This is a genomic window from Parachlamydiales bacterium, from assembly GCA_041671045.1.
Classification (GTDB): domain Bacteria; phylum Chlamydiota; class Chlamydiia; order Chlamydiales; family JABDDJ01; genus JABDDJ01.
In genome coordinates this window covers 42,846-59,035 of sequence record JBAZCF010000011.1, presented here as the reverse complement: position 1 = coordinate 59,035, position 16,190 = coordinate 42,846, and the positions used below count along the sequence as shown (strand labels likewise).

The window sequence follows — 16,190 nt, the reverse complement described above, 5'->3', positions numbered from 1 at the left end:
TAAATAATCATAAGTAAAATTAATAAAAATCATGTATCATTAGAAAAACTTATGAGGCAGTTATGCTGGATTATAAAGGGATTGAAGCGCTTTACACCGTTCAAGAACTGCAAAGTTTTGAAGCAGCCTCAAAAAAATTGCATATCACTCAATCTGCAGTATCTCAACGCATAAAAAATCTGGAGTCTTTCTACGGAGAACCTGCCCTAATTAGGACCCTCCCTTACAAACCTACACCGCTCGGAGAACGCCTCATTGGTCACTTTAAACAGCTTCAGCTCTTAGAAGATACCCTGCAGCAAGATCTTAACCCAGTAGAAGTCAGACCTCGCATTTCCATAGCAATCAATCGGGATAGCTTGGAAACCTGGTTTCAGGACTTTTTAGATCAAAAACATATCTTTGAAAATATATTGCTGGAAATTATTGCTGATGATCAAGAGCTTACTTTAGACTATTTTAAGAAGGGGATAGTTTCCGCATGCCTTTCTACATCATCTAAAGAACTTCCAGGATCCAAAGCTGTATTTTTGGGACATATGGACTACTTTCTTGTTTGTTCACCCGGCTTTGCAAAAAAACATTTTTCTAATCATCCAATACAAAAAAGCCTGCTTTCAGCTCCGGCAATCAAATTCGATTCCAATGATAAAATGCATGAAAGGTATCTCGAAAAATTCTTTGGCATTAATGGAGCAGAATTAAGTTTTAATGTTGTCCCTTCAGTAAGAGGATTTAAAAAATACTCTATGCAAGGTTATGGCTACGGTCTTATTCCGAGGATTGATATAGAGTGCGAGCTAAAAAACAATCTATTAATACATCTGGAAAAAGATAAGCTTTGGTCTGTACCACTTTACTGGCACTTATGGGATATTGATTCCACATACTATAGAAAAATTAATCTAGAGATTATTCACTATGTGAAAACTATGCTGTCTTTTTAATCGAATCTTATTCTTATTGTTTTATTTTTGTAAGTTAATTATAATAAGTTTTTTATTTTTTTGGTTGTTATGAGTTTTAATGATTACACCTTAAATCCGGAAGATTATACGTGGTCTAATGCTTTATTGTGGGGTAACTGCCTGGGCCACTATCAAAAATGTTGGACCGGGAACTTAGATGGACGCATTGTCCATGCTATCTTAACAGCCCTAGAAATTATACCTGGCATTGGACAAATAATTTCCATCGCCGAAAAAATCTTATATTCTCTGTTCTTATCAGAGTCCGCATCGACGTATGATCCATTAACAACATCTCGGAAATCTCAGCTAATTAACGCGCACAAAGGCTGGCAGCGAGATTTACAAAAAGATACTTCTACTGAAACCTTTAATCAAATCCAAGTGCTAGACCAAAACATTCGCAGCGGTGGTTATGAAGAATGTGGATTCCACGCCTTGAAAAATGCATTAGTAGGAGTAGCCGTTGCTCACAAAATGGGGGGAATATCAGCGGATGATTTTAATAACCCGGACTTCTACGATAGCTTCCACGTTTTTGTAAAAAGCTATAAAGAAAATTGGAACGAAGGCGATGCATCCATTGCAGTGCTCAATACAGCTTTGATGGAACTTTCAAAAAAAGATCCTTCCGAACTGGATGAGACAAAAAAAACGATCGCTACCCTCTATAGTCAAAATACAATAAGCCTTTTTAATCTCTCTGATGATCGGCTTGTAGGTGGTCAAGACCATACAACCCTGGATTTTGCAGCTAATCTTTTTAATGTCTTCAAACAGCAGGGACCTTTCACCCACGGTTTTGTCATAGGCTATAATGGGCATTGGTATACCCTCATCTTAGAGAGAGATAACTCAAAGCGCTATCATTGGTCTGGATGTGACTCTAATAATCCTAACTCAAAAAACCTATACTTTCTAAAAAACTTTCTTGAGAAGATCATCTTAAATCCTTATTCAGCAGAACAAACTACTTTTGATATCTATTGGAAAGCTATTGGGGAATGGATTTTAAAGAAAAGCTCCTGGCTTGATGAAAAGGGGGCTTTCTCCTTAAAAGAGGATAAGAAATCCTTATTAAATAAGGCTTCCAGGGATGATTATGTGTTGCGTATTGTTAACACTTTTTATTTCATGAAGCGTGTCGGCTGGATAAAGCAAAACAACCCTTCTAATATTAAATCTCCTCTAAAATGTTTACTTAAGCTTGCTCTCTGTTTTGAAATCCACTCTAAGAATAGCTCCGAAAAAGCTCAGCTTAAGAACATTTGCGAGGAACTTCAGAAATGTTTTCAATCCCTTATGGATCCGGTAATCAAAGATAAAATGTTGGCTAATCTGCCACAATTTATTAGTAATCAAGAATTCGCAAAAACCTACGCACGCCCGCACCTGGATCAACTAAAGCCAAATGAGGTTAATTTACCCATACCATTGAGCAGTCCTCCTAAGGAAATTACCCACTATTCTAAAGCTATCTATCACGCGTATAATGCCGAAGGGATCAACGACTATGAGTGGGGGTGTGCTTGGCGTGCCATTCAAACATGTTTAAGTGCTTATAAAATTAAGAGGTCACTTAAAGAGCTTTTTCATTTATTTGGCACCCTAGAAAACTTAACCCAAATCTATAAAAATAAATACCCTCAGAAAAATTTGCCTCAGACAAAAGTTTTTGCTCCGTTTGACCTTTCTAATGGGTGGGCGGAACCTTTTATAGGGCATCTCATAATGCACTTTTATGGTATCGAATCCGAATTATTATTCATAAATGCTCTCCCTAGATGCTACACCCCTAAAGAGGTCTTTCCAAAAGAGGGTCTCCTTTTCTCTGCATTCAAAGAAATGCTTGCCTCACATTTTGCCAAAACTAATCCAGCTCCAATGATGATAGATGATGGAAAATTTACTTTTAATATCGTGGGAGTAGGTTTTGAAAATGAAGACACACTGTTGTGGGTCGCCGATCCTCATATCAAAGAAGGCGTAAATACTGTCGAGAACCTCTCTTCTCCTGTGGGACTTTACACAGTCAGGCTAAATCATTTAGGTGAGCAAACCTATTCTTCGCTTGACGCAGAAGACAAACATAAAATCCCTTCTCTATACCTGCCCTCTATTTATTATGGCATCGCATTCAAAAGTAAACCCTGGATGCTGCTCGTCCCCGGTAAGAATAATTCTTGAAACTTCAAACTATTTAATTTATGAATATATTCAATTGAGTATATATAAAATTCATAACTTAAGTATTTGCCATGACAACAAAAGACCCCATCCCAAATCCAGCCCGTCCTTTCACTATTTCGCGCATATTTGATGCTCCCCGCGAAGTTGTTTTTGAGGCATGGACAAACCCTAAGCAGATGCGTGAATGGTGGGGCCCCAAAGGATTTACCACACCGCACTGTAAAATTGATCTCCGCCCCGGCGGAACAATACACTATTGCATGCGCTCTCCCGATGGTAAAGATTATTGGGGAATAGGTGTTTATAAAGAGATCTTAAAACCTTCTCGCATTGTACTCTCAGATTCATTTTCCGATGAAAAAGGGGATATTGTACAGCCTGCCGTCTATGGAATGGATCCTGAATGGCCTGCTGAAACTCTTATCACTGTTTTATTCGACAATGTCGAGGGAAAAACCAAAGTGACAATTAACCATTCAGTCTCTGACGCCTTAGCTAAAAAACAAGGCTGCGAAGAGGGTTGGTCCCAAACCTTAGATAATCTCGCTGCTTTTCTATCAAAAGCGAGGGTATAGACCCACATAATGCATAAATATCTTACTTTGTTTTTTTTGGTACTTCTAAGTCATGCACAAGTGATTTTATGTTCATGCTGCTGCTCCTCAAATCTCCCAAAACGATTTAATACTTCTCCTTCTCCCGAAGGGATGGTATGGATTCCCGGAGGGGAATTTCTAATGGGGTCTGATAACCAAGATGCAAAGAATGACGAAAAACCCCCTCATAAAGTAAAGGTGGACGGTTTTTGGATGGATGCCACACCTGTTACAAACCGGCAATTCCAAGCTTTTGTCGATGCTACTGGTTACATCACTACAGCTGAAAAAGCCCCTACACTAGAAGAGATCATGGCACAAGTTCCTCCAGGAACACCTCCTCCCGCTCCGGAACTTCTTGTAGCTGCTTCTCTTGTATTTACACCACCTCAAGGGCCTGTTTCTTTACGGAGCAACCGCGCCTGGTGGGCCTGGGTTCCCGGGGCAGACTGGAAGCATCCTAAAGGCCCCAAAAGTACAATCGAGGGAAAGGAAGATCACCCCGTTGTACAAGTGTCCTGGTACGACGTGAATGAATATGCCAAATGGGCCGGAAAACGCCTTCCCACAGAAGCTGAATGGGAATTTGCTGCATTAGGCGGCACCAAAGATAACAAGTACGTATGGGGAAATGAAGAGTTCACCCAAGAAAATCCCCAGGCAAATATATGGCAGGGAGAATTCCCGCATAAAAGTACCAAAGCGGATGGATATTTCGGGACTACCGCTGTTAAGACTTTCAAACCCAATCCTTATGGACTCTATGACATGTCAGGCAATGCTTGGCAGTGGTGCTCCGACCTCTACCATGCAAGTTATTATCGCGATCAAGCTAAAAATGAGCTCTCTGTTAACCCTACAGGTTCTAAAACAAGTTTCGATCCTGAAGAACCCTATGCAATTAAATACGTACACCGTGGGGGATCCTTCCTATGCCACGATAGTTACTGTAAAGGATACCGCATCTCTGCACGCATGAAAACCTGCCCTGATACAAGCCTTAACCATCTAGGATTCAGGTGTGTTCAGGCAGGATGCATGAAAAAAGAGAAAGAGGATAAACAATAATAGCTTATTTCCATCCGCATTATTTTAAGTCGAACTCAGTGTTGTTTAAGTATTTATTTTAAAAATAACAGCTTATTAAGAGCTTTTTGTGGTAAAACCATATTTTTAGGGATCGTTCAAGTTTATTAACTCAAAGTTCTTATATATAAGACTTTACATCAACTGAAGGAGTGCTATGCGACCTTATATGTTCCATATTAAGCTTCTCTTCATTTTAACTTTCTTCTGCTCATATCATCTGATCCAAGCCCAAGACGCACAAAATAAAGAGACTTCTCAAAACAAAAATAGTAATGCTATCAACACCGATAATTCCAAAAAAGATAGAAAACCTAATATTGTCTTCATCATGACCGACGATGTAGGCTGGGGTGACCTAGGCTGCTACGGGGGCGGCGAAACTAGAGGCTGCCAAACACCTCACCTTGACCAACTCGCCGCAGAAGGTCTCCGCTTCACCAACTACTACGGCCAGGCAAGCTGCACCGCGGGCCGCGCTTCCTTTATCACGGGACGCATCCCTCTTCGCACCGGCCTTTCCACAGTATTAGCGCCGGGAGATCTAAACGGATTACATAAAGAAGATCCCACTATCGCAGAAGCGCTAAAAAAATTAGGCTACAATACTGCACAATGGGGTAAATGGCACCTCGGTGACCAACCCGAGAATTTCCCTACCGCTCACGGCTTCGACGAAATGAAATATATGCTCCCATATTATGCCGGAGTATATGCCTATGATTACCTTCCGCTGCAACCCGATTTTCCAGTACACAATGAAAACTTCATGAAGCACTGGAACCAAGTAGACCTTAGCCAATGGGCAGGAAAAGCCGGCGAAGAACCCGTTAGAATGAAGAAAAAATTTAATTATGAAGACCTTGCCACCGCAGATGATATAATACGCGAAGATGTCGTCAACTACATCAAAAAACACTCTGAGGATGCCGACCCCTTCTTCTTGTATGTATGTTTTATGAAAGTACACAATCCTAACAACCCGTCACCACGCTTTAAAGGTAAATCAAAAGGCGGCGGTAACTACCTGGACTCGCTCATGGAACTTGACGATAACTCCGGTCAAGTTATCCAAGCTATCCGCGATGCAGGGATCAGCGAAAATACAATCGTTGTTTGGACAACAGACAATGGTGCCTGGATCGATGCATGGCCCGATGCCGGTTATACACCTTTCCGCGGTATGAAAGGAACCAGCTTTGAAGGCGGTTTCCGCGTCCCCGCAATCGCTTGGTGGCCAGGAAAAATTAAACCGGGCTCAGTAGCTAACGAAATGATGTCACATATGGACTGGTGGCCCACTTTTGTTAAATTAGCCGGCGGCACTCCACCCACACAAATTTGGAAAGATAATGACGGAAAGGATATTGTCTTTGATGGTCTGGACAACAGTGATTACCTCTTAGGAAAGGGACCTTCGAATCGTAATACCTTTATCTATATCAATGACCTTGCCTTCGGGGGGATCCGCATTGACAACTTTAAATTGCTGTATACAGCTAAAGATACTTGGCTAGGGCCTAACCTCAACTTGGATTTCCCTGCGCTGTATAACTTGTGGTGGGATCCGGCAGAGCAATATGATATGACTTTCAATGGCGCAGCGCCTACACGTGGTGATCTAAGAACATCGCCAGGTCGATTCTCAGGCTCTGACCACGGCTGGATCCTTGTTCTGGCACAACCGGAATTAACCAAATATTTTATGAGTTTGGCGAAATATCCTAATAGACCCACTTTACCGGTCGGAGGCTCTGCTGTCCAACTCATTGAAGCGGCAAATAACCCTCAGGAACTAAGAAGACTGATGTTATTGTTGGAACCTTCATCACAACTGAAAAAATAATACCTAGGACGGCGGTTTTACCGCCGTCCTATTCTTATTAGAGCACTTTTTGTGTAAGCTGAGTGCTTTTCCTCTTTTGATAATAGAAGAACAGCAACAGCGGGCTCAACGCCAACACATTTCCGGACACAATCATCTTTACATAACGCATAGGACTTTCAATATCCACATTATCAGGCGGGAAGAAGCTGACGATAATCGTCGTGATACATCCAAACATACCTAACAAAGAAACAGTCCAAATACCCCATCCGTTTCCAGGGATCTTAAAGACTTTAGGCCTATCAACATATTTGTAATGCAATCTCAAACCGGCTAAAAACATCAGAACATACATGATCATATAGAGTTCAGTGCTAAGAGCAGTTAAAAACCAGTAGAAACCATTTACACTAGGTTCAAGAAGGAATATCAAGCAAAAACATGTCACTAATACAGCCTGTGCAAGTAAGATACGCGATGCTACGCCGGCTTTATTCTTATGCGAGAAAAAGGGCGGTAGAAATCCAAACTCCGCAGCATGCAGCAAACCTTTAGCGGGCGAGATCAGCCAGTTGATCATCATCCCTATAGACCCTACCACAACAAGCAATGTCAATACCGGCATCAGCGCTTCTAAACCGAATACTTTGAAAAAGCTTTCAAACATCTGCATTACACCTGCAATCAGATTGATATCCTGCTCAGGCATGACAAAAGCAATAGCCAGAGAACCTAGCATCATTGTCATAAAAATAAACAAACAGGCCAGCAATACAGCTTTTGGAAAATTCTTTTGCGGGTTATGAATGTCATTCACATGCACTCCTGACAACTCCATACCTAAAAAGGATGCCATGATGGCAATTAGCGAGATCCAGCTAGTCGTCTGCGCTAGCGGCGGTATAATATTCTCTGTAGTCAAGCTGATTTGCAGCGGCTGGCCGCTGAACACCCACACGCCACCCAATATAATCAGCAAAACCATAGGAACCATAGTTCCGATAATGCAGCAGATATTGTTGATAAGCGCAGACACATGGATACCCTTCAGATTGACCAAGGTCAAACTCCAAAAGGTGATCAGAATGCAAGAGATTAGATACGTTTTATTCTCTGCCAAGGCGGGATCGATTAAATAAGCTAGGGTTCCTGCAATGAATGATAACATTGTAGGATACCAGACCATCGTATTGATCCATTGCAGCCAAATGGCAGCCATCGCCATTTTCTTTCCAAAGGCTTTATTGACCCAGTGATATACACCGCCCTTTTCAGGGAAAGTCGCCGAGAGTTCCGCCGCTACCAGAGAGGTAGGGACAAGGAAAACAAGCGCAGCAAAAACAAAAAAGAAGATGAGCGAACTTCCAAATAAAGCCGCTGCAGGTAGATTTCGCACACTGTCGATCGACGCTATGATGAGGATGACAAGCGAAGCTAAAGATATTTTTTTTCCCATGAAGTTAACATTGGTTGGTTTTTACCAATGATACTAACACAAATTGAATATTTATGCAATAAGAGTGAATATTTATATGCCCACAAAGCGCTTGATCTCGTCTGCTAACTTTTGGGTTAGCTTCGTAGAGCGCGGTGCTACAAATATCGTATCATCTCCCGCCACAGTCCCTAATATCTCTGAAATAAAGTGCGCATATTCAAGCACTCTAGCAACCATAGATGCGCATCCCGGACTGGTCAAAATCACGATCATAGACTCATTACAATCCACCCCTAAGACTAAACTATGCATAGGTGTGTTCAAAGAAGGGGGCGCTGGCTCTCTCGGCAGAGAATAGACTGTCTGTCCTTTGGCATTTTCCACTTTGATTGCACCCACTTTTCTTAATAACCTGGAGACTTTTGACTGGTTGACTTCAAAGCCCTCTTTTTCCAAAGCTGCGCAAATCTGCTCTTGCGTATTGGCCTCTCGGTTGAGAAGGAGCGCTCTTAATGCTTCGATAAGTAAATGAGAATCCTGAGTGCTTTTTTCATTCATGATAACTATAACCTCTTTGGCAGGTCATCATGCCTGCAAGACGAAATAATTAAAAGTCTTAGGGATCATCATAAAATTGAATTATTTTAATAAAGCTGATATAATGTTTTTATGAAAAAATTGTTATCGATTCTGTTTTTGTTTTGTTTTTTTAATCTAAATGCATCTTTAATAGATGAATACATACTTTATTTTGAGCAGAAATTAGAATCGGTTCAGAACAGTGAACGTTTTAATTCTATTTTAGAGCAAATCAATCAAAAATATTCTCCTAAACAAGCACTAGCAACCCGTTTTTATATTGTTCGACATGGAAACTCCACTGCCAATAAATACCGGTATTGCGCCGGACAAAGGGATTTCTACTGGGAAAATGGTGAAGAACACTTGATTAACCTCACCGAAGAGGGGATCGAACAGGCTAGCATAAGAGCTCAACATATCCGGAAAGAGCAAAAATCTGAGCAATGGAACTTCTCCTCTGTTTTCAGCTCACCCTCCCTGCGAGCGCAAGAAACAGCCCATATTTTGTTAAGGGGAGTGAACCAAGCATACTTACCTTTGAATATTGACACCTTATTGTCCGAACGAAATAGCGGCAAATATGAGGGCACAAAGAAAGATTCAGCTTTTCTAACCGCAGAGAAAGAGGCTGCTGAACGTATTTCTAAACTAGAGACTTTCCTAGAAAAATTTGTAACAAAATGGGATCCGCAAGATGCCGAAGAAGAACCGCTCATCGACATATTTAGAAGGATGCACACTTTCTTTCAGCAGACAATCCATACCACTCAGCACGCTCAAAAATATATCCTAGTAGTAAGCCATGCCATCAGCATGAAAACACTCTTTATGGCTGAATGTGCCCGTAAATACAATGTGGATATTGAAGAAAGCCATATTGAAAATACCAATGGGAGCGTCCTCATTCTGGATGTATTCCCCGACCGAGTCGAACTTGTCAAAGTCATTGGCTATAAATTCCGCTCCTGAGGCTTGGCAATCTGCCGACTATAAAGCCATCGTAGCGTAAACGGCGCTAAGAGTGTCGTAAAAACAATAACGAGTATCAAAGCAGTATATCCCTCATTTTGCAGCACACCGGTTGTTAGTCCAATATTTGCAAAGATAAGCCCTACTTCCCCGCGCGGAATCATCGCTGTACCAATGATAAGTTTGGAGAGCAGCTTTTCTTTTCTTAACGCAAAGCCAGAGAGTAATTTTCCTATGACCGCTGCTACCAATAAAGACCCTGTCAAGGTCCAAATGAAAAATGAAGACCATTCCACATCTCTCAGGTTTAATGACAAACCAATAGAGACAAAGAAAATAGGTGTAAATAGATGGACAATAGGCTTCATCTGCTCTTCAACTTTATGGCTGAACTCTTCTGAAACCTCAAAATACTTTCCAAAAGGGAAGTAAAACATCTTGGATAAAGCAAGCCCTGCAGCAAAACCGCCCAACAATTCAGGCGCGCCCAAGCCATAGGCTATCCAGGAAAACAACAAGATAAGGGCCACGATCATCGTTGGAAGCAATCCAGGAATTTCACTACGATCGTTCCAGCTTTTGATTGTCTGTGAGACGACCTTCGCTGCAATAGGAGAGATAACGAAGAATAACAGGATTAAGATCATCACCTTGCCTGCATTCAAGAAATTCACTTCTCCACTCACAGAAAATTCATACAGCATCGAAAGTAGCACTATCCCAATGATATCATCAATCACCGCAGCGCCTAAAATGATCTGTGCTTCACGCGTTGTGTGCTTCTTAAGATCTCTCAAGACACGCAACGTTATGCCTATGCTCGTGGCAGTTAACGTACTACCCACAAGTAAACTCGCAATAAGTGACAGACCAAAGACGTAAGAGCTAATTAGATAGCCTAGTACAAAAGGAACGACGACTCCCATCATAGCAACTGAAAGAGCCTTGCCCCCCGAAGAGGTTAACTTTCCGATATCTGTTTCAAGACCTACCTCGAAAAGTAATAGAATAATGCCTATCTGCGCCAACAAATGGATGGGTTCAGATATCTCCACCCACCCGAACAAACTGGGGCCAATGATAATTCCTGCTGCCAATTCACCAATGACGGAAGGTATATTGAAATAGGCCGCCAACTCGCCCACTAAACGAGCAGAGACAAGTATCAAGACCAACTGAATAAGAAATGTATGTGCTTCCATAAGTTTAGGTTTATACCGTAAAAACTATTTTCTATACAGGACGAAGTAGGGCAGCATTTCCCATATGCAATACCGGCCTACTAAAAATAATATTAAAGAGCGACATCGTTCTGACTTTTATATCATCCATCCAGCCATTGGATGCTGTATCCGAGGGTTGTTGAACTGAATGAGATAACCATAAGAAACCCTTGTACACACTTTGAACAAATGCGGGCGCTGCTAAAATAACTGCAGCAATACTCGCAACATGCCGAGGATGCCAGGGATTAACTGCAAAGATCGTGTTGGTGCCAAAATATCGGGTTAGCTGCTCAGTAGAAAATACGCTCCCAGCTAAGGTCGAAATAAGATACACTCCAGGGCGCGATACTCCTGCACTTAAAACTAAAGAGACTTTTGCGGAAACAATGATCACTTTATGAGAGATTTGAACCCAACGGGGTGCAGTAGGCGATACTTCCGATACTACTGGGCGACCCTTGAGAATCTGGTAAATATCATAGAGTTCAAGCAAACCGAAAGCAAAAGTAAATGATCCTGCGATTTTTTTGACACTATCTTTGACAAAAGGACGATTTAATAAAAGTACTGACTGATCAATAATACTTTTTCCGATGGCTGGAATTGTCATAGTTTTATCCAAGGTGAAATCTAACGAGACATCTTATCTTAAGCAGAATAATTAGAAAAGTAGTTAATTTAATCGAAATTTACAATATTTTTTAGTTGTATTTGTATATTTGACGAATATTTTATATTGTTAGTTTTTATGTAAATTAATAATTGATAATTTAAATAAATTATTTGTAATATAAATATATGGTATTGTAGGATTTGAGGTTGGATGACTGATATAAATCGCTCAATTTTAAATAATATTCAAATTAATGTATTAGCTGCTGATCTAAATAGGTTATTAGAATCTAATGGTCCCCAAAATGAAATCAACTCAATTGTAGAAAAACTTTCTCAAATTATTATAAGTAATACAGCGAGTATAGATGAAAAAAATGCTGTCATAAAATTAATTGATAAAAGATTCAGTCATATTCGTTTGGAGTTAAAAGAAAAAATAATCCCTTCTTCTAAAGATATTGTTTGCGAAAATTCGCAAGGAAAAATTGATGCAGTCTATGGCAAAAATGCCTGTGCTGTCATTTGTCAGAAAGCCTTGATTCATTATTTTTCTGGAAGGCCCATTTCCTCTGAAGAAGACATGAACAATATTATGCGCAACGGAATAGAAGACTATAAAAGTAGGGGATTCGAAGGGACAATATTCTTTGATGATGTGATTTCTAACAACGGGCAGGATAATTCTTCTTTAATTGCCCTTCAACCCGACAATTATGATGGTTTTGAAGATTGGTATATTGACATGATGAAGCAAGACCCGCTGCATAACCAGTTACCGGGTGTTGTCAAAGAGGGCTTTCATAAACAACTCACCACATTAGATAAGGTTGCCACTACACAAAATCAAAAAGCTGCAGGTGTGATCACCTGCAACGCTGAAACCATAGCCGTTTTTTTCCTGAAGAGGGAAAGCCCGTATTATTTGACTCACATGGCAGAAAATATAATGGAGAGGATAAAGGCGCTTCCCTCCGCAGTTTCGAATCTATCCAAGCCCTGGATAGCTATCTTAAAACGATTTTCAAAAAACCGGACGAGAATTTTAATATGGTGATCATAGGAGTTAAACCATCGGAATCTATTCATGAACCGCCCGAAAATGAAATCGATTTTAGTTTTGTAGAGCCTATCATAGATGATTTCGAACATATGATTATTCTAGATGACAAACCCTCCACTGCATCTTGGATTCATAACAAAATAACCTCATTTTTCAAGCGCACTCCTTCATCCTAATTCCCAAAAATCCATTCCAATTTTTTCAATAAATGTTAGGTCGTGTGAAACTGCTAAAATCGCACCTTCAAATGTGAGCAAGGCTTTCTCTAAAGCCTCTAAAGTTTGCAAATCTAAATGATTAGTAGGCTCATCTAATAGAAGGACATTGGGTTTTTCCAAAATTAACGATAACAACAGCATTCTTTTACGCTGGCCTATACTAAGGGTGGAAAATTCTCTACGAATAAGATCTGCTCCACCTAATGCTGCTTTATGCAATTCCCTGCGCAGGCCTTCTTCGGAAAGATTAAAACGCTCCTCAAAATACTTGACCGGTGTTTGATTCAAGGGAATTCCTTTCACATCTTGATCTAAATAGGAGACCCTTACTGAAGGTGCATTACGGATATTGCCTTCGTCAATATCTAAAAGACCAAGAATACAACGTAGCAAAGTGGTTTTACCGCTTCCATTATTTCCCCTGACAATGATGCGATCCCCTTTACATAATCTATGTCGTAAACGGGAGAATACTTTTTTATCACCAAAAGCTTTGCTAATATTATCACATTCTATAGCTACAGCAGACAGAAGGGGAATAGGTTCAAATCTCAATCCTTTTATTGTTTTAGGCATAGGATGGGACAATAAATTACTTTCAATTTCTACCACGCGTTCTTTTAATACGTCTAGAGCGCGCTGTTGTGATTTCTGATGCGTTTCGCCCCGACGGTCATAGGCCATAATATTCCTATCCGTGGCCTGGACTGCTTTCTTTTTTGAGAAGGTCATGCTTTTGATTTTTTGCCTAAGCTCTGTAAGCTCTTCTTCCTGCGCCCAAAAGGCTTTTATCTGCTTTTGCAATTGCTTTTCTTTTTCCAGCAAATAATAATCATAGCTTCCCCCATAGTTTGTAAGCTTCCCTTGAGAGATCTCTATAGTGTGATTACACGTTTGGTTTAAGAATCTCCTGTCATGCGAAACAATGACTGTAGCACCTGAACGCTGGCGTAAGTGATTCTTTAGCCATTTAATAGAGTCCGCATCTAAGTGATTTGTCGGCTCGTCAAGTAAAAGTAAAGAGGGATTTTCTATTAATATCTTAGCTAACACAGCTTTGACTTTTTGGCCATTGCTTAAGCTAGCCAAAGGAGCTTCTAAATGGATAGCTTCGATTTTAAGACCCTGCAAAGCTTTCTCAATTGGAAAACGTCGATAACCTCCCAACCTTTCAAACTCTTCATGCAGATCTGCCCAAGTGTCTAAACCTTCAGATCTTTCAAGGGTTTCAGCCATAGCCTGCTCAAGTTGTTTAAGCTTACCTTCTTCTAGATATTCTCTAAGGGTGGAATTAGGATTTTCAAAGCTGACTTCTTGAGATAGATATCCCATAGATAGATCCTGTACCTTTTGAATCCCACCAGAATCAGGCATCACCTGGCCCGTCAATATTTGCAGTAAGGTTGTTTTCCCTGATCCATTTTCACCAATCAAGGCAAAAACATCACTTTCATGGATGGACAAAGAAATCCCTTCAAATAAATAAAAAGGGCTAAAAGATTTTGTAATGGAAGAAATTTGTATAAGTAACCGCGACATAAGTTTGTTCCTGATTAAGAATTAAAGGAAAAGGAATCAAACTTATTTTTTCATGGGTACTTACCTTTGTTTAAGATAAGTGTACTATATCAATTATTTAATTGATTAGCAATAAAGTATTTAAATAAGGTGGTGAAAGCGCAAGTGTAAAAAAACCTTTTCCTAAGTACATATAATTGTTATCTGTATCTGAAAAAACTATCGGACAATGGAAGGTTTACAACCCATATTTATTCTTCTTTTTGCTGCTGTCCTTCTTGTAGGGATAGCGCAGAAAATGCACATCCCTTATCCGATTGCTTTAGTCGTTGGCGGAGCCATCATTAGCTTTTTTCCGGGGCTATCTACAGTTACTTTCAATCCCGAGATCATCCTTCTGATCGTCCTGCCCCCCATCCTCTACTATGCAGCATTCGGGACAGCTTTTAAGGAATTTCAGAAGAACTGGCAGGAAATCTTTTCCCTCGCTCTCGGACTTGTCATATGCACAACGGTCGTAATGGCCCTTCTCTTTAAATGGATGTTTCCTGATTACTCCTGGGCGCTTGCCTTTGCCTTTGGGGCTATTATTTCTCCCCCCGATGCAGTAGCAGCCACAACGATCCTTAAGCGCTTTGCCATCAATTCGCGTTTAATATCTATTCTGGAAGGGGAAAGCCTTGTCAATGACGCCTCAGCTCTCGTTCTATATAAACTTGCGGTAATAGCCCTGTTTTATGGTTCATTTTCCTTGTCCGAAGGAGTCGTGCAATTCATCCAAATCGTTGCAGGGGGTATCGGAGTAGGTGCTATTATCGGTCTGATAGTGCATACCTTTTCAAATAAGTATCTGGAGCCTGTTCTAGGAGTTGTTTTATCTTTTACTATACCCTACGTTACATACATCATAGCCAGCGTATTAAATGTTTCAGGAGTATTGGCTGTAGTAGTGAATGGATTGATTGGTTCCAGGATGTTATTAAAACATCATTCATCCTTAAGGCGTGTGTTGGGATATGCTACGTGGGATATTTTTACGATCTTACTTAACTGCTTTGTATTTATCCTCATAGGTTTGCAGTTAAGGTCTATTGTCAGCATGATGACCATTTATCAAATGGCAACTTATTTTGGTTATGCTGTGATCATTACAATTGCTACGATTGCAATCCGAATGCTTTGGGCCTATGCTATGGCAGGGATAAGCTGCGCTAAAGGACTTTATACTACACGGACAAAAGCCCTGAATTCCAAATGTATGCGGGAAGCAGCCCTTATTGGATGGTCCGGGATGCGGGGGATTGTGTCCCTAGCTGTCGCCATCGCTCTACCTTTCACTCTTTCCAATGGAGAGCCATTGGCAGGGCGCAATGAAGTGATATTTATTACATTCAGTGTCATCCTTCTTTCCTTGCTCATTCCCGGACTGACTCTTCCCTATATAATTCAGAAGTTAAAGATCCGTTCTATGACCGAAGCCATCGATGAAAATAAAATTAGGAAGCATTTGGTTGAATTGGCACAAGAAAAGTTAAATCAGTTCCTGCATTCTAAAACTATTGATTCAAAAGAATTTGAATTCCTAAACAACTACTTTATTTCGCATCACCAAGCTCTGGCGATCTCCCATAAGGAAGATAACAAAAAACAAAATCTGGAAGAAACGAGGCTAAAGGTTATTCAAGCACAACGCAAAGAACTCATTGCATTATGGGAAAAACGAGAAATTGATGACAATCTCCTGACGCATTTGGAAAACGAGTTGGACCTAGTGGAAGTGCATATTGCACGCGGAATTCTCAAGTAGACTTCTTTCGAAATTCCATTTGATTGTTAAAATTGCCATTTTTAACATATTTATCGGCAAATTTTTCGACCATATGATTACATATGCTC

14 protein-coding genes are annotated in these 16,190 nt (G+C 40.5%); 9 read left to right on the top strand and 5 right to left on the bottom strand.

Annotated elements, in window-relative coordinates; all coding sequences use genetic code 11:
• Positions 1-62: 62 nt before the first annotated feature.
• The 5 genes from WC222_10910 (at position 63) to WC222_10890 (ending at position 6,686) form a co-directional block, all read left to right on the top strand.
• Entirely contained in the window at positions 63-947 is an 885-nt protein-coding gene (locus WC222_10910; GenBank protein ID MFA6916897.1) for an ArgP/LysG family DNA-binding transcriptional regulator, read from the top strand.
• 69 nt (positions 948-1,016) lie between these two features.
• Positions 1,017-3,155, top strand: a complete 2,139-nt coding sequence (locus WC222_10905) for a hypothetical protein (GenBank protein MFA6916896.1) — start codon at positions 1,017-1,019, stop codon at positions 3,153-3,155.
• A gap of 71 nt (positions 3,156-3,226) precedes the next feature.
• Positions 3,227-3,733, top strand: a complete 507-nt coding sequence (locus tag WC222_10900; GenBank protein MFA6916895.1) for an SRPBCC domain-containing protein — start codon at positions 3,227-3,229, stop codon at positions 3,731-3,733.
• Positions 3,734-3,742: 9 nt separating this feature from the next.
• A complete protein-coding gene (locus WC222_10895; GenBank protein MFA6916894.1) occupies positions 3,743-4,822 on the top strand; it encodes a formylglycine-generating enzyme family protein in 1,080 nt (359 codons plus the stop codon).
• 175 nt (positions 4,823-4,997) lie between these two features.
• Positions 4,998-6,686 carry an arylsulfatase gene (locus WC222_10890; protein ID MFA6916893.1) on the top strand — a complete coding sequence of 563 codons (1,689 nt, stop codon included), beginning with the start codon at positions 4,998-5,000 and terminating at the stop codon, positions 6,684-6,686.
• A 37-nt stretch (positions 6,687-6,723) separates the two neighbouring features.
• Here the strand turns inward: WC222_10890 and WC222_10885 are convergent, their stop codons facing one another.
• On the bottom strand, positions 6,724-8,124 hold the full coding sequence (locus WC222_10885; protein MFA6916892.1) for an APC family permease: 1,401 nt from the start codon (positions 8,122-8,124) through the stop codon (positions 6,724-6,726).
• Between the two features lie 72 nt (positions 8,125-8,196).
• Positions 8,197-8,664 (bottom strand): arginine repressor, encoded by a 468-nt coding sequence (argR, locus tag WC222_10880; protein MFA6916891.1) that lies wholly within the window; start codon positions 8,662-8,664, stop codon positions 8,197-8,199.
• A gap of 111 nt (positions 8,665-8,775) precedes the next feature.
• On the opposite strand from argR, the gene WC222_10875 reads away from it, so the two are divergent.
• Entirely contained in the window at positions 8,776-9,657 is an 882-nt protein-coding gene (locus WC222_10875) for a phosphoglycerate mutase family protein (protein MFA6916890.1), read from the top strand.
• Here WC222_10875 and WC222_10870 read toward each other — a convergent pair.
• Both WC222_10870 and WC222_10865 read right to left on the bottom strand, forming a co-directional pair.
• The gene (locus WC222_10870) at positions 9,639-10,859 is read right to left on the bottom strand and encodes a cation:proton antiporter (GenBank protein ID MFA6916889.1); all 1,221 of its coding nucleotides are present in this window, start codon (positions 10,857-10,859) and stop codon (positions 9,639-9,641) included. The genes WC222_10875 and WC222_10870 overlap by 19 nt on opposite strands.
• A 31-nt stretch (positions 10,860-10,890) precedes the next feature.
• Positions 10,891-11,493, bottom strand: coding sequence for a hypothetical protein (locus tag WC222_10865; protein ID MFA6916888.1), 603 nt, complete (start codon positions 11,491-11,493; stop codon positions 10,891-10,893).
• 213 nt (positions 11,494-11,706) lie between these two features.
• On the opposite strand from WC222_10865, the gene WC222_10860 reads away from it, so the two are divergent.
• A complete protein-coding gene (locus WC222_10860) occupies positions 11,707-12,552 on the top strand; it encodes a hypothetical protein (GenBank protein ID MFA6916887.1) in 846 nt (281 codons plus the stop codon).
• Positions 12,546-12,734: a hypothetical protein gene (locus WC222_10855; protein ID MFA6916886.1), complete on the top strand. Its 189-nt coding sequence runs from the start codon at positions 12,546-12,548 to the stop codon at positions 12,732-12,734. The genes WC222_10860 and WC222_10855 overlap by 7 nt, the downstream gene beginning before the upstream one ends.
• Here the strand turns inward: WC222_10855 and WC222_10850 are convergent.
• Complete coding sequence (locus WC222_10850; GenBank protein ID MFA6916885.1) at positions 12,726-14,315, bottom strand: ABC-F family ATP-binding cassette domain-containing protein; 1,590 nt, start codon at positions 14,313-14,315, stop codon at positions 12,726-12,728. The two genes, WC222_10855 and WC222_10850, sit on opposite strands and share 9 nt — an antisense overlap.
• Before the next feature lie 208 nt (positions 14,316-14,523).
• Here WC222_10850 and WC222_10845 point away from each other — a divergent pair, with 208 nt between their 5' ends.
• Positions 14,524-16,101: a Na+/H+ antiporter gene (locus WC222_10845; protein MFA6916884.1), complete on the top strand. Its 1,578-nt coding sequence runs from the start codon at positions 14,524-14,526 to the stop codon at positions 16,099-16,101.
• Positions 16,102-16,190: the final 89 nt, after the last annotated feature.